This is a genomic window from Micropepsis pineolensis (genome assembly GCF_055392125.1).
In genome coordinates, this window is the sequence record NZ_AP042408.1 from 2,391,574 (window position 1) to 2,414,070 (window position 22,497).

The 22,497-nt window shown below is 57.8% G+C and carries 20 protein-coding genes; 14 read left to right on the plus strand and 6 right to left on the minus strand.

Going from position 1 to position 22,497, the window contains the following annotated elements; all coding sequences use genetic code 11:
- The first annotated feature begins 33 nt into the window (after nt 1-33).
- The 5 genes from ACZ5RI_RS10610 to ACZ5RI_RS10630 all read left to right on the plus strand — a co-directional run bounded on the left by ACZ5RI_RS10610 (nt 34) and on the right by ACZ5RI_RS10630 (nt 3,805).
- A complete protein-coding gene (locus tag ACZ5RI_RS10610; RefSeq protein WP_464512718.1) occupies nt 34-258 on the plus strand; it encodes a F0F1 ATP synthase subunit C in 225 nt (74 codons plus the stop codon).
- Nucleotides 259-362: 104 nt separating this feature from the next.
- Nucleotides 363-797 carry a F0F1 ATP synthase subunit B family protein gene (locus ACZ5RI_RS10615; protein WP_464512723.1) on the plus strand — a complete coding sequence of 145 codons (435 nt, stop codon included), beginning with the start codon at nt 363-365 and terminating at the stop codon, nt 795-797.
- Nucleotides 794-1,285: a F0F1 ATP synthase subunit B family protein gene (locus ACZ5RI_RS10620; RefSeq protein ID WP_464512728.1), complete on the plus strand. Its 492-nt coding sequence runs from the start codon at nt 794-796 to the stop codon at nt 1,283-1,285. The genes ACZ5RI_RS10615 and ACZ5RI_RS10620 overlap by 4 nt, the downstream gene beginning before the upstream one ends.
- 159 nt (nt 1,286-1,444) lie before the next feature.
- A protein-coding gene (locus ACZ5RI_RS10625) for an IS3 family transposase (RefSeq protein ID WP_464512732.1) occupies nt 1,445-2,652 on the plus strand; the annotation gives its coding sequence in 2 pieces (ribosomal slippage) (nt 1,445-1,694 and nt 1,694-2,652; 1,209 coding nt in all).
- Between the two features lie 44 nt (nt 2,653-2,696).
- Nucleotides 2,697-3,805, plus strand: a protein-coding gene (locus ACZ5RI_RS10630; RefSeq protein ID WP_464512736.1) for an IS3 family transposase whose coding sequence is annotated in 2 segments (ribosomal slippage) — nt 2,697-2,958 and nt 2,958-3,805 — 1,110 coding nt in all. Because the reading frame shifts where the segments join, the coding sequence is not laid out codon by codon here.
- Nucleotides 3,806-3,918: 113 nt separating this feature from the next.
- Here the strand turns inward: ACZ5RI_RS10630 and ACZ5RI_RS10635 are convergent.
- The 4 genes from ACZ5RI_RS10635 to clpS form a co-directional block, all read right to left on the minus strand.
- On the minus strand, nt 3,919-4,158 hold the full coding sequence (locus ACZ5RI_RS10635; RefSeq protein ID WP_464512740.1) for a hypothetical protein: 240 nt from the start codon (nt 4,156-4,158) through the stop codon (nt 3,919-3,921).
- Between the two features lie 107 nt (nt 4,159-4,265).
- Entirely contained in the window at nt 4,266-5,246 is a 981-nt protein-coding gene (locus tag ACZ5RI_RS10640) for a hypothetical protein (protein ID WP_464512745.1), read from the minus strand.
- 103 nt (nt 5,247-5,349) lie between these two features.
- On the minus strand, nt 5,350-7,689 hold the full coding sequence (gene clpA / locus ACZ5RI_RS10645; RefSeq protein ID WP_464512749.1) for an ATP-dependent Clp protease ATP-binding subunit ClpA: 2,340 nt from the start codon (nt 7,687-7,689) through the stop codon (nt 5,350-5,352).
- A gap of 3 nt (nt 7,690-7,692) precedes the next feature.
- Nucleotides 7,693-8,037: an ATP-dependent Clp protease adapter ClpS gene (gene clpS, locus ACZ5RI_RS10650; RefSeq protein WP_464512753.1), complete on the minus strand. Its 345-nt coding sequence runs from the start codon at nt 8,035-8,037 to the stop codon at nt 7,693-7,695.
- 409 nt (nt 8,038-8,446) lie between these two features.
- Here clpS and ACZ5RI_RS10655 point away from each other — a divergent pair, with 409 nt between their 5' ends.
- Entirely contained in the window at nt 8,447-9,979 is a 1,533-nt protein-coding gene (locus ACZ5RI_RS10655) for a serine hydrolase (protein WP_464512757.1), read from the plus strand.
- Nucleotides 9,976-10,827, plus strand: a complete 852-nt coding sequence (gene panC, locus ACZ5RI_RS10660; protein WP_464512761.1) for a pantoate--beta-alanine ligase — start codon at nt 9,976-9,978, stop codon at nt 10,825-10,827. Before ACZ5RI_RS10655 ends, panC begins: the two co-directional genes overlap by 4 nt.
- A 269-nt stretch (nt 10,828-11,096) precedes the next feature.
- Here the strand turns inward: panC and ACZ5RI_RS10665 are convergent, their stop codons facing one another.
- Nucleotides 11,097-12,179, minus strand: a complete 1,083-nt coding sequence (locus tag ACZ5RI_RS10665; protein ID WP_464512765.1) for a hypothetical protein — start codon at nt 12,177-12,179, stop codon at nt 11,097-11,099.
- Between the two features lie 119 nt (nt 12,180-12,298).
- Here ACZ5RI_RS10665 and ACZ5RI_RS10670 point away from each other — a divergent pair, with 119 nt between their 5' ends.
- From ACZ5RI_RS10670 to ACZ5RI_RS10700, 7 genes are all read left to right on the plus strand, one after another.
- Nucleotides 12,299-15,130 (plus strand): helicase-related protein, encoded by a 2,832-nt coding sequence (locus ACZ5RI_RS10670; protein WP_464512769.1) that lies wholly within the window; start codon nt 12,299-12,301, stop codon nt 15,128-15,130.
- A gap of 9 nt (nt 15,131-15,139) precedes the next feature.
- Nucleotides 15,140-15,406 (plus strand): S4 domain-containing protein, encoded by a 267-nt coding sequence (locus ACZ5RI_RS10675; protein ID WP_464512773.1) that lies wholly within the window; start codon nt 15,140-15,142, stop codon nt 15,404-15,406.
- Between the two features lie 80 nt (nt 15,407-15,486).
- Entirely contained in the window at nt 15,487-15,825 is a 339-nt protein-coding gene (gene fdxA, locus ACZ5RI_RS10680) for a ferredoxin FdxA (protein ID WP_464512777.1), read from the plus strand.
- 287 nt (nt 15,826-16,112) lie between these two features.
- Nucleotides 16,113-16,673, plus strand: coding sequence for a CarD family transcriptional regulator (locus tag ACZ5RI_RS10685; RefSeq protein ID WP_464512781.1), 561 nt, complete (start codon nt 16,113-16,115; stop codon nt 16,671-16,673).
- Between the two features lie 208 nt (nt 16,674-16,881).
- Entirely contained in the window at nt 16,882-18,276 is a 1,395-nt protein-coding gene (locus ACZ5RI_RS10690; protein WP_464512785.1) for an ethanolamine ammonia-lyase subunit EutB, read from the plus strand.
- Nucleotides 18,273-19,046 carry an ethanolamine ammonia-lyase subunit EutC gene (gene eutC / locus ACZ5RI_RS10695; protein WP_464512788.1) on the plus strand — a complete coding sequence of 258 codons (774 nt, stop codon included), beginning with the start codon at nt 18,273-18,275 and terminating at the stop codon, nt 19,044-19,046. Before ACZ5RI_RS10690 ends, eutC begins: the two co-directional genes overlap by 4 nt.
- Nucleotides 19,047-19,338: 292 nt before the next feature.
- On the plus strand, nt 19,339-20,889 hold the full coding sequence (locus tag ACZ5RI_RS10700; protein WP_464512791.1) for an amino acid permease: 1,551 nt from the start codon (nt 19,339-19,341) through the stop codon (nt 20,887-20,889).
- Between the two features lie 65 nt (nt 20,890-20,954).
- Here ACZ5RI_RS10700 and ACZ5RI_RS10705 read toward each other — a convergent pair whose 3' ends face one another.
- Nucleotides 20,955-22,487, minus strand: a complete 1,533-nt coding sequence (locus ACZ5RI_RS10705; protein ID WP_464512795.1) for a PepSY-associated TM helix domain-containing protein — start codon at nt 22,485-22,487, stop codon at nt 20,955-20,957.
- Nucleotides 22,488-22,497: the final 10 nt, after the last annotated feature.

The following is a 22,497-nucleotide window of genomic DNA, read 5'->3' on the forward strand; positions in this document are numbered from 1 at the left end:
TAATTACGGCCTTAATCTAGGAAGGAACATCATATGGAACTTCAGGCAGCTAAAATGATTGGCGCGGGCCTTGCCTGTATCGCGCTCGTCGGTGCCGGCGTCGGCATCGGCAACGTGTTCGGCAGTTATCTGTCCGGCGCCCTGCGCAATCCGGGCGCGGCCGCCAGCCAGACGACCAACCTGCTGCTCGGCTTCGCGCTTTGCGAAGCGACCGGTCTGTTCGGCCTTGTCATCGCTCTGATCATCCTGTTCACCTGATGCAAGCAGCCCCCGCCACATCAATGGGAACCGTTCAACCGCACACTAGCGGTGGGTTCCCTCCGTTCAAGACGGAGTCCTTTCCCAGCCAGTTTTTCTGGTTGGTGATCTGCTTCGCCGTTTTGTTCGTTGTGTTGTGGCGGATCGCCGGGCCTCGTATCGGCGCGGCGATCCAGGCGCGCAAAGACCGCATCGATGGCGATCTGGCCGCCGCCGCTCAACACAAAGAAGACGCAGAAGCCGCACTTGGCGCCTATTCGTCAGCGCTGGCCGAAGCCAAAGCGAATGCGGCCAAGCTGGCCGAGCAAAACCGTCAGGCCATGAACGCAGAAGTCGAGAAAGCTAAAGCTGCGGCGGAAGCCGAAGCCAAAGCCGCTACGACTGAAGCCGAAAAACGGATTTCCGCGCTTCGGACGCAGGCTGGTCATGACATCGACGCAGCGGCCGTATCTGCCGCAGCCGAGATTGTGTCCCGCCTGATTGGCGAGACGGTCACGACGGATGAAGCGGCTGATGCCGTCAAGGCGGTGCGTTCATGAGCATCTTCGCTGAAGCAGAATTCTGGGTTGCCTTAGGTTTCGTCATTATCCTTCTGGTGTTCTGGAAGGTTGGCGCCTTTAAGATGGTTGCAGGTCTGTTGGATAAACGGTCCGCCACCATTGCCAACGAGCTTGAGGCAGCCAAGAGTTTACGTGCTGAAGCCGAAGCCCTTTTGGCCAGTTATAAGGCCAAGACGGCTGACGTGGATAAAGAAGCCGCCAAGATCCTGGCTGATGCCAAGCTCGAGGCCGAACACTTTGCCGCCGAATCCCGGATTCAGCTCACGGCTCAGATCGAACGACGCGGTAAGCAGGCACAGGAGAAGATTGAGCAGGCGGAAACGCAGGCCCTGTCGGAAATCCGTGGCCTTGCCGCCGACGCCGCCGCTGCGGCAGCTGAGAAGCTGATCGCTGCCCGGCTCGACGAAGCCCATTCGGCCGCGCTGATTGCGCAAAGCCTTAAAGTTTTGCCCGGTAAGCTCAATTAGCAAGCTCAACGAAAACGCATTACCACAACAAAATAAAAAACCGCGGGGAAGCCATTCCCTGCGGTTTTTGTTTTCCATCACACCGTGGCGCAAATGACCTGAGCCCGGGGAATTCCTCCAAACTGTAGTAGAGTCTGACCGTGTGGAAAGGGTCAGACGATGAAGCGCATTCGTTTCACCGAGGAACAGATTATCGGGGTCCTGCACGAGCAGGAAAGTGGGCTAAAAACGGCAGACATTTGCCGTAAGCACGGGATCAGTGAAGCGACGTTTTACAACTGGAAAGCCAAATATGGCGGGCTTGAAGTTTCGGAAGCCCGTCGCCTGAAGCAGCTTGAGGAGGAGAACCGCAAGCTGAAGAAGCTTCTGGCCGAGGCGATGCTGGACAACGCCATGCTGAAAGACCTGACGGCAAAAAAATGGTAACGCCCGCTGTACAGCGGCAGACGGTGGCTCATCTCAGTGAGGTATACGGGGTGAGCCAGCGGCGGGCGATCCGGGTAATCGGGGCAGATCGCAAGAGCGTGCGCTATCGCAGCGTCCGCCCCGACGATAGCGCGCTGCGCGTCCGTCTGCGGGAGCTCGCCGCCCAACGTCATCGCTTCGGGTATCGGCGGCTTTTATTGCTTATTCGCCGGGATGGTGTCGTGGTGAACCACAAGAGACTGCGGCGGCTATACCGCGAAGAGCGGCTTCAGGTGCGTCGGCGCAATGGCCGTAAACGCGCTTTGGGAACACGATCCCCTATGGCGATCCCCCAGGGACCGAACCAGCGCTGGTCGATGGATTTTGTCAGCGATCAGCTTAGTGATGGCCGCCGGTTCCGCATCATGACGCTGGTCGATGACTTCAGCCGGGAATGCCTGGCCCTGGTGGCAGATACGTCTCTTTCTGGTGCCCGGGTTGCCAGGGAACTGGATCGCGCCATACTCCGGCGCGGCAAGGCTCCCTGCATGGTGGTCAGCGATAATGGCACCGAGTTTACCAGCATAGCCATCTTAAGCTGGTCGCAGGAAAGGCGCATCGAATGGCATTATATTGCTCCCGGCAAACCGACACAGAACGCCTTTATCGAGAGTTTTAACGGTAAGCTCCGGGACGAACTGCTGAACGAGACTGTGTTTCGCTCGCTCAATCATGCCCGCGCCGCGTTGGCTGAATGGCGACAGGACTACAATAACTGCAGGCCGCACAGCGCCACTGGCAACTTGCCGCCTGCGATTTTTGCCAAACTCAGCGGACCCAATACGCAACGGGACGGGCCGCTTGAGCAACCGCTGGGCTACGCGCCCCGTCCCGTTGCATCTCCGGGCCTTCTGGGCTCAAATGATGATCTGCCCCCAGCAAATTGGATCGAATTGAGGTAGAGTTTTTCTGCAGCTTCCACAGGGCTTGGGAGGAGCAGAAGACAATGAAAGCAGCGAAGTTCACGGACGCGCAAAAGGCGTTCATATTGAAGCAGGGATCTGACGGAATGCTGGTCGCGGACATCTGCCGCAAGGCCGGGATTAGTCAGGCGACCTATTTTAACTGGAAGAAGAAGTACGACGGGCTATTGCCGGACGAAATGCGTCGGCTGAAGCTGTTGGAAGATGAGAACAACAAGTTGCGGAAGGTGGTCGCCGACCTCAGCTTGGACAAAGCCATGCTGCAGGACGCCCTCCGCCGAAAACTTTAAAGCCTGCCCGGAAGCGGAAGCTGGTCGACGAGGTGTGTGGGGAGTGGGCGGTATCCATCCGGCGAGCGTGTCGTGTATTTCTATTTGACACTTCGACCTATCACTATGCATCGCGTCGGTCCGGGCAGGCTGAACTGGAACTACGGATCAGGGACATATGTCAGACCCGTGTGCGTTACGGTTACCGGCGCGTGCACGTGCTTTTGCGCCGCGAAGGATGGACGGTCAATGTCAAGAAGGTGTATCGCATCTATTGCGAATTGGGCCTGCAAATGCGGCCTAAACCGCCGAAGCGCAGAGTTCGGGCAAAATTGCGTGAGGACCGCCGGGCGGCCACGCATCCGAACGAAACCTGGGCGATGGATTTTGTCCACGACCAACTGGCCACGGGACAGAAGATCCGGATTTTGACGGTTGTTGATACCTTCTCGCGGTATGCCCCGATTATCGATCCGCGCTTCAGCTACCGAGCTGAAGATGTTGTCGCGACACTTGAACGGGTTTGTGCGCAAGCGGGCTATCCATCGACGATACGGGTAGACAACGGCAGCGAATTTATCTCACGGGATCTGGATCTGTGGGCCTACGCTCACGGCGTCACGTTGGATTTCTCCCGGCCGGGGAAACCCACGGATAACGCCTTCATCGAGGCGTTCAATGGACGGCTCCGGGCCGAATGTCTGAACCTGCACTGGTTCATGAGCCTTGCAGATGCCCGGGAAAAGTTGGAGGATTGGTGTAAGTACTACAATGAGCAACGCCCTCATGGGGCAATCGGGCAGAAAGTCCCGATATCATTGATCCGTCGCGATGGCATACCCGAGCCCGCCATGGCGATATAGCCGGAAAACTCTAACCTCCGGCGATCCAACGTTTGGGAGCAGATCAATGAGGAACGGGCTCTACTGCCACTTGGATGAAAGATGGGGCTCGGGTCACAAAACGCCTTAAAGCCCTAGGGATTTTCGATCTTTGCAATGCCAGCTTCATTGATGGTAGCGGCATACTGCAAAGCGTACGTCTTGATCAGCTTCTGATCACGCAGATATTCCCAGGCAGCAATCGCCTCCTTCTGGCCAATACCGAGCTGATACACCACATCGGGCACATAAACCGGCTTCAGTTTGGCGCGCGCATCATAGAGAAGCTTCAACAGCTGCTTCGCATTATTTTCGACCGGTATTTCCAACAGCATGGTAATTCCTCAACCTCTGGCCATTTCGGCCGGGATACTCCGGCAAAACAATTTAGCAAAAAAACCGTAAAAAACCTCATATAATGTTTTGCACTTATTAGCCAGATCTATGGTTTTCCCCGCCCAAGACCTAATTTAGGGTGCGGCGTGCAGACCAGCTGGCCCGGCACATAGGCTTCAGCCAAATGCTTTTTCTGCGCAGAGGCTTCATTTTTAGGAAACAGCCCTGCCATTGTCGTCACTGCAATGGCTTCATCTTTACAAAGATAGCCATTGTCAAACAGAAACAACGGCAGGGATTCTTCAAACATCCCACCATAGGGGTAATGCCAGTCATCTTCAGGATCGTAGTGGCGGATGACGGCCTGCCAACCTTCGGCGAATTTGCCAAGCCGCGCCGCATCTGCGGCATACCCGGCGCAGGCCGGATTGCTCTTCTTGCGACATTCCGCATCCGCCGCGGCCATATCCTGGCGATACAGCGCATCGAATTTGTGCGAAGCTGATCCTTCGACCAGTACACCATCGTGAAAGAAGAAAACCCGCGGTGGCATCCAGCTACAGGCAAAGCAGCCGAACTGATAAGCGAAACGATCATCCGTCAGCACAAAATCCGGGACATGATCGCCGTTGATATCCTTGGGAAATTCAAGATCTGCCATTTCACGGCCCGCTGGCAGAGCGAAAGCCTTCCATCGTCCCTTCTTCTGCAGAACGACCGTGCGGCTGGTGCAGCAATGCGCCCCACCGGAAAAGGTCGATACCAGCAGCTGAGGATCCGGCAGTGACGGATCCATCACACCGGCCGCAAACTGGATCTTGCCGAACGATACGGCGAAAATATCGTGGAACACGGGACCTTTGCCGGTTGTGGCGCTAAGCGCGACCTGATCGCCATCGCTGGTGGACGGCATCGGTTTGATGCTCCATGACAGCGTCCCGACACGAAAGTTTTGTGGTTTGCTGGTATCCGCGTCAACAACCACGCCCGCAGGAAGCGTCTTCACCCCGGCAGCAACCGCACAATTTGCCATCATCGGGATCACGAGAACCGGCCAAAGCCCGGTGCAGAATTTCAGGATTCGCATAATCACTCTTGCGGTGCAGACCCTCGCCCCTTTGGGTCTGCGCAGCCATGAGGTTGATACAAAAATCCCCCGGACGGCATTTACGCTGTCCGGGGGCAACAGATCAAACCCCTGCAGGCTTTTTCTTTTTCTTCGGCTTCGATGGCGCCTGAGGTTTGGGCTGCACCAAGCCCGTGATGAATTCAAACTCCAGCTTGTCGGTCTCGCGGTCCAGCAGCACCCGCACGGTGCCGCCATGCTGCAACTGGCCAAACAAAATCTCGTCGGCCAGAGGTTTCTTGATCGCGTCCTGAATGACGCGGGCTAAAGGCCGGGCGCCAAACGCATCATCATAGCCCTTGTCACCCAACCAGCGTGTAGCTTCTGCGGTAAGTTCAAAAGTCACATCACGGTCGATTAGCTGGGCTTCCAGTTCGAGTACAAACTTCTCGACCACTTTGTCGATGACATCATGGCTGAGTGCCCCGAAGGCAATGACCGCATCCAGACGATTACGGAATTCCGGGGTAAACAGCTTCTTTATCGCTTCCTCGTCCTCACCTTCCCGCTTGCCACGGCCAAAGCCGATGGCATTCTGGGCCGCGTCTGCCGCACCGGCGTTGGTGGTCATGATCAGGATGACATTGCGGAAATCGATCGACTTACCGTTATGGTCAGTCAGCTTGCCGTGATCCATCACCTGCAACAGGATATTGAACAAATCCTGATGGGCTTTTTCGATTTCGTCGAGCAGCAGCACGCAATGCGGATGCTGATCGACACCATCGGTCAGCAAACCACCCTGATCGAAGCCGACATAGCCCGGTGGGGCACCAATCAGCCGCGAAACCGTATGGCGCTCCATATACTCGCTCATGTCGAAGCGCATCAGCTCGACACCCAACACCGAGGCCAGCTGTTTGGCCACTTCGGTCTTGCCGACGCCGGTGGGACCAGAGAACAGATAGCACCCAATCGGCTTTTCCGCCTGACGTAACCCCGCGCGGGCCAGCTTAATCGCCGAGGTCAATGCCGAAATGGCCGGATCCTGACCAAACACCACGCGTTTGAGATCGGCCTCCAGCGTGCGCAACGATTCGGCATCGGTCTTGGAGACCGATTTGGACGGAATGCGCGCCATCTTGGCCACAACATCCTCGACCTCGCGCACACCAATGACCTTCTTGCGCTTTGGTCCCGGCAGCAGCATCTGAGCGGCGCCGACTTCGTCGATCACATCGATCGCCTTGTCAGGCAACTTGCGATCACTGATATACTTGGCCGACAGCTCGACCGCCGTTTTCACAGCCTCAGCGGTATAGCGAACCTTATGATATTCCTCGAAATACGGCTTCAGCCCTTTCAGGATCTTGATGGCGTCGGGAATGCTCGGCTCGGCCACATCGATCTTCTGGAAACGACGCACCAAAGCGCGGTCCTTCTCAAAATACTGACGATATTCCTTATAGGTGGTCGAACCCATGCAGCGCAGCGAACCGGCCTGCAACGCGGGTTTCAGTAGATTAGAGGCATCCATCGCCCCGCCCGAGGTCGAACCGGCACCAATCACCGTGTGAATTTCGTCGATGAACAGAATGGCGCCGGGCACCGCCTCCAGTTCCTTGACCACGGATTTTAAGCGCTCCTCGAAATCGCCGCGATAGCGCGTGCCGGCAATCAATGCCCCCATATCCAGGGCATAAATTGTCGCTTTGGCCAGCACTTCGGGCACTTCGTTCGAGATGATTTTACGCGCCAGCCCTTCGGCAATGGCGGTCTTGCCCACACCGGGATCACCGACAAACAACGGGTTATTCTTCTGACGGCGGCAAAGGATCTGGATGGTACGCTCGACCTCGGCCTCGCGCCCGATCAGCGGATCGATATGGCCACCACGGGCCTTTTCGTTGAGGTCGATGCAGAAGCTTGTTAAGGCATTGCCCGCCTTGCCCGTGGGGCCGCGCGGCTCGGCCTCATCCTCTTCTTCATCGGCACCCCGCACGGGGCGGGCCTGGGTCATGCCGGGCCGCTTGGCGATACCATGGCTGATAAAGCTGACAGCATCGAGCCGGGTCATATTCTGCTGCTGCAGGAAATAAACTGCATGACTTTCACGCTCGGTGAACATGGCAACCAGAATATTGGCACCCGACACCTCGTCCCGCCCGGAATTCTGCACATGCAGTACCGCGCGCTGGACCACACGCTGAAAGCCGGTGGTGGGTTTGGCTTCCTCGTCACCATCGACGATGAGGTTAACCAAGTCTTCGTCGATATATTTGATCAGCACCTGCCGCAATATCTCCATGTCGACATTGCATGCCTTCATCACTTGTGCGGCATCGGCATCGTCAATCAGCGACAGGAGGAGATGCTCCAGCGTGGCGTATTCGTGATGGCGCTCGCTGGCCAGGCGAATGGCCCGGTGCAAAGCAAGTTCGAGACTGCGCGACAGGGAGGGCATGGGCTACTCCTTTTCGATGGTACACTGCAAAGGATGTTCATTGCGCCGGGCGATTTCGATCACCTGGGCAACCTTGGTCTCGGCAACTTCAAAGGTATAAATACCGCATACGCCCACCCCGCGACGATGGACTTGCAGCATGATGTCGATGGCTTCGTTGCGGTTACGGCCGAAGATGCTTTCGAGGACCTGAACCACGAAATCCATCGGCGTATAATCGTCGTTGAGCAGCAACACCTTGTAGAGGCTTGGGCGTTTAGTCTTGGGCAGAACCTGTGCAACAGCGCTGCCGTCGGGGGGATCCCCGCCTTCACCCTGATCAGACTGGCTCTTACGACCTTTGCTCATTTGTATGCCCATTCTAATGCTTGTTTTGAATTAATATAAAGATGCATCTGGAATTTTTTAACGATACGCCTTTACCCTGACACCCACCTTATCGTGCGGTTATGATCGGTCCACCATGATATTGTGCAAGCATGAGCGAAGGAATTCAGGAAAAAATGTCTAAATGTCGGCTTTTTTTAGAAAATGCAGTTAACCTGCCGTTACAAGGACTTGCGCGCTTCGCCATGATTTGGTCCTATTGTTGAAGTGATTTGGTTCAGGCCAAACTTTTGGCCAGCTTGTAGGGGCCAGCCGCTTAGTGCAGAACATTTGTTCTAAAGGTTTTGACTAAACGGTGTCGACCAGTCTGAAATCGGGGTACGGAATGGCGGAAATCTCGCGCGGCCGCCAAGGCCATGGCGCGAATAGGTTGATTCTTACGGTCCTGGCGCTTCTTTTCGGGGCGTCTGCCCTTTGTGCAACTATGGGGGTCACCCCGGCACAAGCCAAAAACCATGCCATACGTCGCCATGGTCGCATTGCCGTGGTCGGCCGGTCCGATCCCGGCAAGGATGCCGCTCTGATTGTCGACGGCATCAGCGGTAAGGTACTTTACGCCCGCAATGCCAACGAAATCCGCCACCCTGCGTCACTCACCAAGATGATGACGCTTTATCTGCTGTTTGATGCGTTGAAAAACGGCCAGGTCGCGATGGACACCACGCTGACCTTCTCGGCCCACGCCGCCAGTCAGCACGCCACCAATATGCATGTCGCCCCAGGCGAACGAATGGATGTCGAAACCGCGATCAATGCGCTGGTTGTCCGTTCGGCCAATGATGTCGCCGTTGCGATCGCCGAAGCGCTGGGCGGCAGCGAACCCCGCTTTGCCGAGATGATGACCGCCAAGGCCCAGAGCTTAGGCATGCGCAACACGGTGTATCACAACGCCTCGGGCCTGCCCGATCCGGGGCAGATCACCACCGCCGCCGATCTGGCGACGCTGGCCCGCCATTTGGCCTATGATTTTCCGCAGTATTTCCCCTATTTCTCGCATCGTGAGTTCACCTATCGCGGTAACCGCTATCCTGGGCATGACAATCTGCTCGGCCGCTATCCCGGTGCCGATGGCATGAAGACTGGCTATACGGACATGTCAGGCTTCAATCTGGTGTCCTCGGTCAGCCGCAGCAACACCCATATCATCGGCGTTGTCATGGGCGGGCCGACCGCCGCACGCCGCGATACCGAAATGATGCGCCTGCTGGATGCCGCCTTTGACGACATAGCCCATTCGCCGCGTCTGGTCGCCCACGCTCAGCTGCCGTGGCAGACCGGTCAGTCCCGGATCGCGGGCCTGCAGCCGCCGACACAGGTCGCTTCGGCTTCTTCGCAAAAGGGCTTGTGGCGCGTCGATCACGACGGCCAGATCACCCCACTGCCCCGTGGCCAGTATGCGCCGCTGAACGATGTCCGTGGTGGCCACGCCAGTGATGCAGAAGATGAGGATGCCGCCGAAACCCGCACCGCACTTGACGCCCTACGCCCGCGGCCGCAGCCCCCGACTGACAGCAAGACCGCTGACAATAAACCGGCAGAAACTAAGGTTGCCGCTTATATGCCGCGCCCGCAGATGGCACCGCGCCGCGCCGCGCAACGCGCTGCCCGCCCAGACGTAGTCGATGCCAGCAAGGCACCGGAAACCGGCATGCATGACTGGACCATCCAGATCGGCGCCTATAACGATTTGAATTTGGCGCGCAGCCAACTTGCCGCCTATGCCGACAAATCGCTCGATGTGCTGGGACAGGCGCAAAAGATCGTCGTCCCGTACCAGTCGCCCGACGGTCATATGGTCTATCGCGCTCGCTTTGGTCCGTTTCAGGAACGCGAGGCCAAGCAGATCTGTACCCGCCTGAACGAACGTGGCCAAACCTGCTTTGCGGCGGTCTCAACACGGTGACCGCCCCCCTCGCCATCAAGAACGAAATTGCTACGCTTCGGGCTGCGGTTGCCGCAGCGCGGGCCGAAGGGCGCCGCATTGGCTTTGTTCCCACCATGGGGGCGCTGCACAAAGGGCACCTATCGCTGATTACCGAAGCCAAAAAGCATGCTGACTGGGTGGCGGTCAGCGTTTTTGTCAACCCAACCCAGTTCTCGCCGACGGATGATTTCGACGGCTACCCCCGCACCTTGGACGACGACGCGGAATTGCTCGCCGAGGGCGGCGAAGCCGATCTTTTATTCGCCCCGACGGCACGCGAGATGTATCCGAAGAATTTTGCCACTGGCATCGTCGTCGGCGGCCCTGCCAAGGGGCTAGAGAGCGATTTCCGCCCGCATTATTTCTCAGGTGTCGCGGTTGCGATCACAAAAATGCTGGTCGCGGTGATGCCCGACATCGCCCTGTTTGGCGAAAAGGACTATCAGCAGCTTCTCGTCGTGCGCCAATTCGTCCGCGATCTGGGCCTGCCAATCGAAATCGCTGGCGCGCCGATTGTGCGTGAGGAAGACGGGCTTGCCTATAATTCCCGTAATGCCTATCTGTCGGCCCAGGAACGTCAGGTAGCAGCCCAGCTTTACCCCGTCCTGCAACTGGTCGCCGATGCGGTCCGTTCCGGTAAGCCTATCTCGGTAGCTGAAGAGGCCGGGGCCAGCGCGCTTAAGACTGCGGGCTTCTCCTCGGTCGACTACGTGGCGGTCCGCGATGCAGAAACCCTGACACCGCTGGAAGAATTCAACCGCCCGACCCGCGTATTGGCGGCGGTCAAAATCGGTCGCAACCGGCTGATAGACAACATCGCGGTTTAACCTTAACCACAGAGCTGTTAACGCTTCCCGGCTTAAATTTAAGCAGTCGGAAACGCTGCTTGAAATTCGCCAAATCCGTGTACGGAATGGTTTGTGGATAAGCTTAAAAGCCGCAACGGCTCGTAAGTCTGGCTAGATGTTGTGATAGAGAATTCTTGACAAACTTCCGATAGTACGAGAACAAATGCTGATACCAGATCGGTTAGTGATTCGGGCGCCGTTCGTTCTTGCTGCGTTCGGCACGCATTTTAGGCGGTTGAGCCCCAACATCAGACAACGCCCGGCATGCCCGACCGCCCAGCACCCCGTAAAATTTTAACCAGATCTCTTAACGCCCCCGGCACCACGACCACACCCAAGGCCCATAGCGGCGTCATCATCAGCCCCCAATAAGATGTATCGGGCCGACCAACGACCATAAAACCAGTGACATAGCCGATGGTAATCAGCGCCAGCCGCCCGCCCATTTTAGGCCATGCCCAAGCCCCCAACAGCATCAGCGGCAGCACTGAGGCCACCACGGCGGGGGCAGATGCGATAAATAGCCCGTTCCAGCGCGCCAATAACAAGACATAAGGCCAGCCTCCCAACCCGACCCAGCCCCCCGAAGCCCGATCACCCGGCAGAAGCAATTGCCCCACAGCATGGGCGTGCCACAGCATGAAACCGGCAAAAAGGATCAGCGCGGTACACCAGCACAATCCCTCGCGCCACCGTTTCTCGTAAAAACCGCACAGCGCCATCACCACAAGATAGGGCAGCGCCAATTCGCGCACCAGAACCGCCACTAGCCCGATAACCACACTATAGCCCCAACGCTTGGTGTCGTGCAGACCCAGGGAAAGTGCCACCAGCAGCCCGGCCCAACATTCATGAAACAGATACGCCTTCTGGGTAAAAGCAAACATAGTGGCAAAGAACAGCGTAGTGAAAGTCAGCGCCGTCAGCACGGGGCTGCCAAAGACGCGTTGCACCCGCCAGCACCACCCCCCCATCACACCAAGCCCCAGCGCCCACAGTGGCACTGGCCGCAATGGTTCCGGCAATCGGGCCAGAAACAGTGCCAATGTGGGTTCGCGCACAGTCCAGATCGGTGTAACCGTATAGCCCCAGTGGCGCTGCTCACGCACGGCGGCGACGTGGTAGGATTCGCCCGCGGCAACATCATCCAGAATCCGGCTGTAGAGCTGACCATCCCCGATTCCGCCCCGCTTTGGGGCGTTATAGCGCGGTGCCGCCACGCCCAATATCAACCCCAGGACGATAACGACGACCAATATCGCCAGCACACAGGCGGCTTTCAGGCGATTAAACACGCAAAACCCGGTCTCTGGCACATACTGGACACTCATATTAACCTCCTTCTTGCGCTATTTTTCGCACCACTTGGCTGATTCTCTTCGGGGCTCAGCGTCGAATATTCGTTTAGCCGCTTGCATCGATCCACCAAACTATCCATCTTCCCCGACCCATGATGAACAGCCAACACACCAGTCGCGTTACAGCCGTACTTGGCCCCACCAATACCGGCAAGACCCATTTCGCCATCGAGCGCATGCTGGCGCACAAGTCAGGCATGATTGGCCTGCCACTGCGCCTGTTGGCTCGCGAGGTCTATGACAAGGTGGTGCGCCTTAAAGGCGCCGACACTGTCGCCCTGATCACCGGCGAGGAAAAAATCGTTCCCACCGGGGCAAAATATTACGTCTGCACGGTCGAGGCCATGCCGGTCGATCTTGGTACCGCCTTTCTGGCGGTCGACGAGATCCAGCTTTGCGCAGATCCTGAGCGCGGCCATGTCTTTACCGACCGGTTGCTACATGCCCGCGGCACAGAAGAGACCCTGTTCATGGGCGCCGATACTATGCGCGCCATCATCCGCCGCTTTGTGCCCAATCCCTATTTCCTGTCACGCGCCCGGTTTTCCGACTTGGCCTATACCGGCCCCAAAAAACTGACCCGGTTGCCACGCCGCTCGGCAGTGATCGGTTTTTCAACCGACGATGTCTATGGCATCGCCGATCTGATCCGCACCCAGCGCGGCGGTGCCGCCGTAGTGCTCGGCGCGCTGAGCCCGCGTACCCGCAATGCGCAGGTAGAACTGTATCAGTCGGGCGAAGTAGACTTTCTGGTCGCCACCGACGCCATCGGCATGGGCATCAATATGGATGTCGATCATGTCGCCTTCTCGGGCTTAGAAAAATTCGATGGTATCGCGACCCGCCCGCTCAGACCTGAAGAGCTGGGACAAATTGCGGGCCGTGCCGGTCGTCATATGAATGACGGCACCTTTGGCATTACAGGCGACGCCGAAGGGCTCGACCCGGAAACCATCAGCCGCATCGAAAACCACCATTACGACCCGGTGCGCGTGCTGCAGTGGCGCAATTCGGCGCTCGCCTTCCATAACATTGATGCGCTGGTGGCCAGCCTGGAAGAGCCGCCCCCCGAACGCGGGCTGGTCAAGGCCCGCCCGGCCAGTGACTATCGGGCGCTGAAATCTCTCGCCGGTGACGACGCCGTGCGCGCCAAAACCACCACCACGGCCAATGTCCGTCTATTGTGGGATGCGTGCCAGCTGCCCGATTTCAACAAGATGAGCGCCGAAGAGCATGCCCGTCTGGTGCGGACAATCTTCACTTATCTTGCCTCGGACGAAGGTGTCGTCCCTGAAGACTGGTTCGCCACGCAGGTTGCCCGACTTGATGTCATCGAAGGCGATGTCGCGACGCTGTCAGGCCGGCTGTCGCATATCCGCACCTGGACCTATGCCGCCAACCGCCCCGGCTGGCTTAAAAATGCTGCCCACTGGCAGAATGAAACCCGCGCCGTGGAAGACCGCCTGTCCGACGCGCTGCACGAAAAGCTGACCCAGCGCTTTATTGACCGGCGAACATCGGTGCTGATGCGCCATCTGGCCGATGACGAGAACATCACCGTCTCGATCGACGATTCCGGTGGGGTTGCCATCGACGGTGAAGTCATCGGCAAACTCGACGGCTTCCAGTTCACCCAGGCCCCGTCAGACGGCGGGGTTCACAAGCGCACCCTGCATGTGGCCGCCATGAAGGGGCTGGCGGGCGAATTTGCCGCCCGCGCCGCCCGGCTGGCCATTGCCCTGGATGGCGATATCAGTTTAAGCGACCGGGGTCGGCTGTGGTGGGAAGGCGCGATTGTTGCACGCCTGACCGCAGGCCCGACACCGCTGACGCCGAAGATTACGCTTCTGGCTGACGAAAACCTGCATAATGCCGACCGCGAGGCAATCCAGCGCCGGCTTGATGCCTGGATTAAAAACCGTATCGACAGTCGGCTGGAACCCTTACGCCAGCTTGAAGAGCGCATTGACGCTAAAGTTGGCACGCCGGAAGCTATTCCTGCCGAAGCACGCGCCGTCGCCCATCAACTGTGCGAAAACTTTGGCGCTCTCGACATCAAGACCCTGCCCGAGGATGCCAACAAGCGCCTTCTGATCCGCGCGCTGAAACCGCTGGTGTGGTTTGGTCGTCGCTCGGTCTATATCCCCAAGCTGCTGCGCCCAGATGCGGCCAGCCTGACCGCATTGTTATGGTCAGTGTGGAACCATCTCGAGCAGATACCGGCCCTGCCACGTGCGGGTCTGACCAGCTTCGTCAACGAGTCTGAATTGCCAGTCGGCTTTCTGGCCGCAGCAGGCTTCCGGGAAGTGGCTGGCCGCGCGATCCGCCTTGATATGCTGGAACGGCTGGAAGACACTTTGGAAAAAGCCACCATCGACGGCACCACGGCTGAAGGCCTGATGCCCAAGCTGGTCTCACTGATCGGATCGGGTAATGAAGAGCTGATCGCGGTGCTGAACGAATTGCACTGGCAGCGCACCGCCGTGGCCGCACCGGAACCTGTTGCCCCTGTGGCCCCGCCCCCTGTGGAAGCGGAAACCGAGCCTACACCTGACGCCGAAACCGCCCCGGAAAGCCCCGTGGCCGATGTGGGGCAAGCCATTACTGAAGAGCCGGCACCACCAAGTGCCGCCGCCCCCGCACCGCAACCGGTTGCGACCGGACCGGTGCATGTTTTCCGCAAAGTGATTGCACCGCCCAAACCGGCACCGCGCTACAAGGGCAAGCCGGGCGGCAGGCACACCAACACCGATCAGCGCAAGGACGCCGCTGAGGCTGACAAGCCGCAAGCCAACGCCAAACCAAACCGCAGTAAGTATAAAGGCGAAACCAAGCACGAGCAGAAACGCGAGCCCAAGCCGTTCCGCATGCATGTCAATCCGGACTCGCCGTTTGCGGAACTGGCTAACCTGTTTAAGAAGTGACCGTGCAAAATGGCGCCGGGTCGGATACGGCTCGACAAATGGCTTATGGTGGCGCGGCTCGCCCGTTCACGGGCAGCCGCCCAGATGCTTTGCGAAAGTGGCCTGATACGGCTGAACGACCAGCGCGTCACCAAAGCCGGTCGCTCTTTGCACGAAGGCGACATCCTGACCGTGCCATACGGGGCGGATGTTCTTGTTTTGAAAGTCATTTGCAATGCCGAGCGGCGCGCTTCGGCCACACTGGCACGTAATCTTTATGAAATAATCGAAGGGTGAAACTTTGAGGGGGCTGCCCCCTTGATCCAGCCCGCGGCCAGTCTTATGCACTGAATCATAATTACTTATTGGAGTTCTACATGGCCTACGTCGTTACCGATCCCTGCATTAAATGCAAATATATGGATTGCGTGGAAGTCTGTCCGGTAGACTGCTTCTACGAAGGTGAAAACACGCTGGTCATCAATCCTGATGAATGCATTGACTGCGGCGTTTGCGAACCGGAATGCCCGGCCGAAGCCATTTTCCCCGACACGACCCCCGGTCTGGAAAAATGGATGGAGATCAACGCCAAATATGCTGGCGAATGGCCAAATGTCACCCACAAGGGGACACCGCTGCCCGACGCCGACAAGTTTAAGGCTGAGACCGGGAAGCTTGAGAAATATTTCACCCCCAATCCCGGCAAAGGCGATTGAGGATTAGAATATTCCGTCAGATATCCCTTTATTGGTGCAATATTTCCGATAATTAACCCAATCCCCGTGTTTTTACACGGGGATTCAAAGCTTTGCCCAAATCGACCTTTCATTTTTTAAGAAAGTATGATAGGGTTCTTTCTGTTCTGAATTAGAGAAAGCCGTGCCGTTCCGGTTTCTGGGGAAGCCGGAGACGACTATTTTCATGTGGAACGTACCTTAAGCGGTTTTCGTGTCGCCCGGGTTTGTCGGGCGATGTAAGAAAGTATCGCAAAGCGGAAATGGAAATGACGACTGCAAAACCGACTGTGACCCAAGCTCCAGCCAAAAAGGTTCCTGCGAATTCGAACAGAAAACTCGAATTCAAGGCCAATGATCATGTTGTATATCCGACCCATGGCGTCGGCCGCATCATGCGCATCGAAGAGCAGGAAGTTGCTGGCACGAAATTGGAGCTGTTTGTCATCACCTTTGACAAGGACAAGATGACGTTACGCGTCCCTGTCCAGAAAGCAAAGGCGGTGGGTATGCGTAAACTCTCCACCCCCGACATTGTGGCAACCGCGCTCAACACCCTTAAAGGCCGCGCCCGCGTCAAGCGCACCATGTGGTCGCGCCGCGCCCAGGAATATGAAGCCAAGATCAATTCCGGCGATCTGGTCTCCATCGCCGAAGTGGTGCGCGATCTGCATCGTGCGTCCGGCCAGCCGGAACAGTCTTATTCCGAACGCCAGCTTTATGAAGCGGCCCTGGCGCGCATGGTGCGCGAAGTGGCAGTGGTCGAACGCATCGACGAAATGGCGGCGACAAAGCGGGTTGAAGGCGTGCTTCTCAAGAAAGCCGCCTAACGCGTTCATACATTTGACGAAAAAGGCGGCATCCTTACAGTTGCTGCCTTTTTTTTATCCGTTTCATACCCCACGCCCCCGCAATCATATACGGGCAAGAGAAATATTACACTGCCAACATGACCGTAAAATCTGCACGGCATTGACCCGCCCATTTTGCAGGCACATCATTCTGGCGTTGAGATCAACGGCGGCGTGAGTATCTGCTATGGGCTATCGTTACAGTTTAGCTGGAACCGAGTATCAGTTTGCGGATCTGCGTGCACTGATGGCCAAAGCCACCCCGCTGCGCTCCGGCGACATACTGGCCGGCGTTGCCGCAGAGACGGCGGAAATGCGCGCCGCGGCCCAATTCGCCCTTGCCGAACTGCCGCTTAAAACCTTCCTGAATGAAGCCGTTGTTCCTTATGAGGCAGACGAGATCACCCGCCTGATCGTCGACAGCCATGACTACGCGGCCTTTGCCACCATTTCACACCTGACGGTGGGCGGGTTTCGTGACTGGCTGCTGTCGGATGCGACCGACACCACCACTCTGACCGCGCTGCAGCCCGGACTGACGCCCGAAATGGTAGCTGCGGTCAGCAAGATCATGCGGCTACAGGACCTCATCGCCGTAGCCGCCAAGACCGAAGTGGTAACGCGGTTTCGCAACACCATCGGCCTCAAGGGCCGCATGTCAACACGGCTGCAACCCAACCACCCGATCGACGATGCCAAGGGCATTGCCGCCAGCATTCTGGACGGGCTTATGTATGGCTCGGGCGATGCTGTGATCGGCATCAACCCCGCCACCGACAGCGTCGACAATATGATCACCCTGCTCGAGCTGATCGAAACGCTGCGGCTAAAAACCCATGCGCCGATTCAGTCCTGTGTGCTGGCCCATATCACCACCGCAATGGCGGCGATGACGCGTGGTGCACCGGTTGATCTGGTGTTCCAATCCATCGCCGGAACCGAGGGGGCTAATCAGGGCTTTGGCATCTCGCTTGCCATGCTCGACGACGCCTATCAGCAGGCCTTATCCATGAAGCGCGGCAGCATCGGCAACAATGTGATGTATTTCGAAACCGGTCAGGGTAGCGCGCTGTCTTCCGGCACCCATGGCGGCGTCGATCAGCAAACCATTGAGGCCCGGGCCTATGCCGTGGCACGGCGCTATCAGCCCCTGCTGGTCAACACGGTGGTCGGCTTTATCGGGCCGGAATATCTCTATGACGGCAAACAGATCACCCGTGCCGGGCTAGAAGATCATTTCTGCGGCAAGCTGTTGGGCCTGCCGATGGGCTGTGACGTCTGCTACACCAATCATGCCGAGGCCGATCAGGACGATATGGATGCTCTTCTGACGCTGCTGGGCGTGGCGGGCTGCAATTATATCATGGGCGTGCCGGGTGCCGACGACATCATGCTCAATTATCAGAGTACGTCGTTTCACGATGCGCTCTATGTCCGTCAGGTTCTTGGGCTAAAACCGGCACCGGAATTTGAAGACTGGCTACAAACCAGCGGTTTGGCCGATATCTCGGGCCATTTGCGGTTTGATCCGGCGACCAGCGCCATTCCCCGAGCCCTGCCCGCACTGGGTCATGCCGCATGAGCGAACAGCCCACACACACACCAACACTTTCCGCGCAGAACGATCCCTGGGGCGAGCTGAAAAGCTTCACCGCCGCCCGCATTGCCCTGGGCCATGCTGGCAGCGGATTGCCAACTGCTGCACATTTGCGTTTTCAGCTGGCCCATGCCCGCGCCCGCGATGCGGTGCACACGCCGCTTGATACCGCCGCGCTCGCCGCCACCTTCGCAGCGGAAGGCTGGCCAACACTCTGTGTCACCAGCGCGGCAGCGGACCGCATGACCTACCTCACCCGGCCCGACCTTGGCCGCCAGTTATCACAAAGCGCAATCGACACGCTTTCCGAACCGGTAACCGCACCGGATGTGGCGCTGGTGGTGGCCGACGGATTATCCTCCACCGCAGTAACGGCCAACGCACAGGCCTTTATGGGGGCACTCTTACCTCTGCTGGCAGCCGCCCAACGCCGTGTCAGCCCGCTTATCATCGCCACGCAAAGCCGCGTTGCCCTTGGCGATCATATCGGCGCCCTAATGCAGGCCAAACTGACGCTGATCGCGATTGGCGAGCGCCCCGGTCTGTCGGCGGCGGATTCCCTTGGCGTTTATATCACCTGGAAACCAGAACGCTGCCGCATTGAATCCGAGCGCAACTGCATCTCGAATATCCGCAGTGGTGGACTGCCACCGGAACAGGCCGCCGCCCAGGCGGCCCAACTGATCGACAGCATGTTCCGCTATCGCAGCTCTGGCGTGGGGCTCAGCGCCCGTTTAGCCCTGCCCACCACCTAATTTTGTCAGCATGCAAATAATATATGCAGCATATTATTGTGCGTATATTTTAATCATATCGTACGAATTCAGAGCAGAAAATCTCCTCCAGAAAACCCTACAAACAGGCAGGTCATTGGTTTTACTGCGAAAAACCAAAAGGCACAAAGCTTGCTGTGTAATGGCGTGTCAGGGGGCGAACCAGACCTGCCACAATGACAGACTGGTTCGGTGGGGGCCTTGACGGCGGTAGCCACAGATTGACCGGCTTTGTGGCTGTCCCCAAAGAGGGCTAGCGGTCGCGAGGAACACCATGTCAGCACCAGATACGCCTAAAACAGCTTCACAAATCGAAGATGACGTTAAAACGCTCCATACACTGGGTTATTCGCAAGAACTGTCGCGCCGTATGCGCGGTTTTTCCAATTTCGCCATTTCCTTCTCGATGATCTGTATTCTGGCGGGTGGGCTCACCTCGTTTCAGACCGGATTTTCCGCCACCGGAGGCTTTGGTATCGGCGTCGGCTGGTTGGTGGGCGGTGTGTTCTCGCTGATCGTCGCCGCCTGCATGGCGCAAATCGCCTCGTCCTACCCCACAGCGGGCGGACTGTATCACTGGTCCTCCATTCTGGGCGGCCGCGGCTGGGGCTGGGCCACCGCCTGGGTCAATCTGGTCGGGCTGATCTTTGTGGTCGCAGCGGTCAGTGTCGGTGCCTATACGCTGATCAAAAGCCTGGTGATTACCGGTGTGCTGGGTTTTGATACCTCGGCCTGGGGCATCAAGGAACAGATCATCGGCATCTGCGTGATCGGCGTCACCCAAGGGCTGTTCAACCATTTCGGCATCAAGCTCACCACCAAGCTGACCGACTTTTCAGGCTATCTGATCTTCACCGTAGCTGCGGCAGTTACCCTGGCCATGCTGTTCAGCATTCAGCATTTGGATTTCACGCGCCTGTTCACCCTGGTTAACAACACCGGCGATGCCGGTGGCGGCGTTTTCCCGCACACAGATAATATCTGGCTTGCCTTTGGTCTGGGTTTGCTGCTGCCGCTGTACACGATCACCGGATTTGATGCCTCGGCCCACACCTCGGAAGAAACCATCGATGCCCGCAAATCGGTACCGCGCGGCATGATCAACGCCGTATTCTGGTCGGTACTGTGCGGCTACATCATGGTGTGCTCGTTCGTGCTGGCTATGAGCAATCCGGTTGCCGCTGCCAAGGATGGCGGCAATGTCTTCTTCAATCTGATGGCAGGTCTGCCGATCGCTACCATTTTTAAGGATCTGCTCTATATCGGCATTTCGCTGGCCAACTATCTCTGCGCGCTGGCCTGTGTCACCTCGACCTCGCGCATGATCTTCGCCTTTGCCCGTGATGGTGGCCTGCCCAAACCGTTCCGCAAGGTCAGCACCAAATGGCGCACCCCGACCAATGCCGTCTGGCTGACGGTCGTGCTTGCGGTGGCGGCAACGCTGTATTCCCCGGCTTATCTTGCCCTGTCGGCGGGCTGTGCGGTGTTCCTGTATATTTCCTATGTCATGCCGGTAGCGGCAGGCTTCTTTGCCGAGGGCAAAAGCTGGACGGCGTTTGGCCCCTTCCGGCTGCATGCCTTTTCCAAGCCAATGGCGGCAATTGCCGTTCTTGGCGTTATTCTGGTGACCTATCTCGGCCTGCAGCCCCCTAACGACATTGTGGTCAACTATGCGCTGGGCCTTGTCATTCTGCTGGTCGGTGGCTGGCTGCTGATCGAACGTAAGCGCTTTGCTGGCCCACCGATGGGGGAAGAAATCGGCCGTCGCCAGCAAGCGCTGCGGGACGAAGAACTGGCCGTCGGCGAAGGTGCACCAGCCGAATAAAACACGCTGCACGCAATCACTTTAAATCCACGTGCGGGCGAAGGGATCGCCCGCACGTTTTTTATTCAGACCACCAGAGCACTCAAAAAACACAGCCCCGTCAGCAAAACCTGAGTAACGGCAGCCCACCACAGCTCCCGCCGTGCCCGATCTGTTGGCCGGGCAAAGCCCCATACCAGTGCCAGCACAAAGACCGCGTAGAAAACCGGCGCTGGTGGCAAAGTGCCATAGCCCATCATTTGCGCCACTTTGGCAGCGGTCAGCACCAGCGCAATTCCGGCAATGGTACCGCAGGTCCAACCGATGGTTAGTCTTTCCAACGCCTTGGTCGATTTTGTGTCGATACCACCATTACGACGGCGACGGGTTTCAACCCACAACCGATTACCGGTGTAGAACAGAAACGCCCCGGCCAGCCCAAGCAGGAAATAGCCCCAGCGCACCGAAAGCCCACCGTAATTGCCAAAATGCAGCGCAAAGAACGCCGTCAGTGTGGCATACCAGCCGTTCTGATGGCCAGGCAGATACTCACTTTGCAAAATGGTGCCATCATACGGATCAACAACCGCAAAACCTTCCGTGATGGCGCGCACACCATAGCGCGGATCGACGCCCCAAACCCGCAGGCTCATCGGCCCGCCACCAGAGGCTTTGACGGGAGCTTTCGGTCCGCCTTTCACACCAACAGTCTTGCCAGCCGGCTGACCGCGCGAACCGGCGTGCGGCCCGCTGCGCATCTGGGCATAATCAAGCCGCGTCGGGGTAAAGCCGGGCGCGGTTTGCTTTAAACGCGTCAGAATTGCTTCGGGTGAAAGCAGTGGGGTGCCGGGGGCATGATGCACAACAGCAGGTTTGTCCCACAGCCGGTCGATCTTGCCGCCATACAAAGCAATATTCTGTGCACCATAGAACAAACCATGGAAGGCAAAGACCAGCGACGTCAGCGCCATAACGATGTGAAACGGAATGCTGAACAGCCCAAGCGCATTGTGCACATCAAGCCATTTGCGTTTGATATTTTTACCCAGCCGCATGGCAAACAGATCATTGACCAGCGACGGCAGCAACACAATCACCCCAGACACCAGTGCCAGCGTATAGAGCAGGCAGATGATGCCGACAAAGATCATCGCGGTGTCAAAGCCAAACGGCAGCCCGATCTGCTGATGCAGCACATCGATAAACTTTGCCGCCGCACTTTTGGGTAGCATCGCAACCACCAGCGTGCCATCCGGACCAAAGCCAGCACCGAAGCGCGCTCCGCCCCCCTCGCCATCGGGATCGGCAGCGGGGCTGTGATGATCCGATTTTTGCCAGATCAGCCGGGCCGGGGAAGCGGCATCCGGGGCCAACACCACACTATAACCATGACGGGCTTCAGGATGACTTTTCAGCGTCTCGGTGATCAGGCGCGGCGTTACGGCCAATGGCGGTGCGGCAGGCAAAGACACGGCGGGCGCCAACCAGCGGTCAAGCGGTGCCTCGAACATGGTGACGGCACCGGCGAAAAAAGCGGTGAACAGAAACAAGCCGCAAAGAATACCGACCCAGCCGTGAACGTCCTTGTACAGACGAACAATATCGCTACGAACTTTCATGACACCCGAA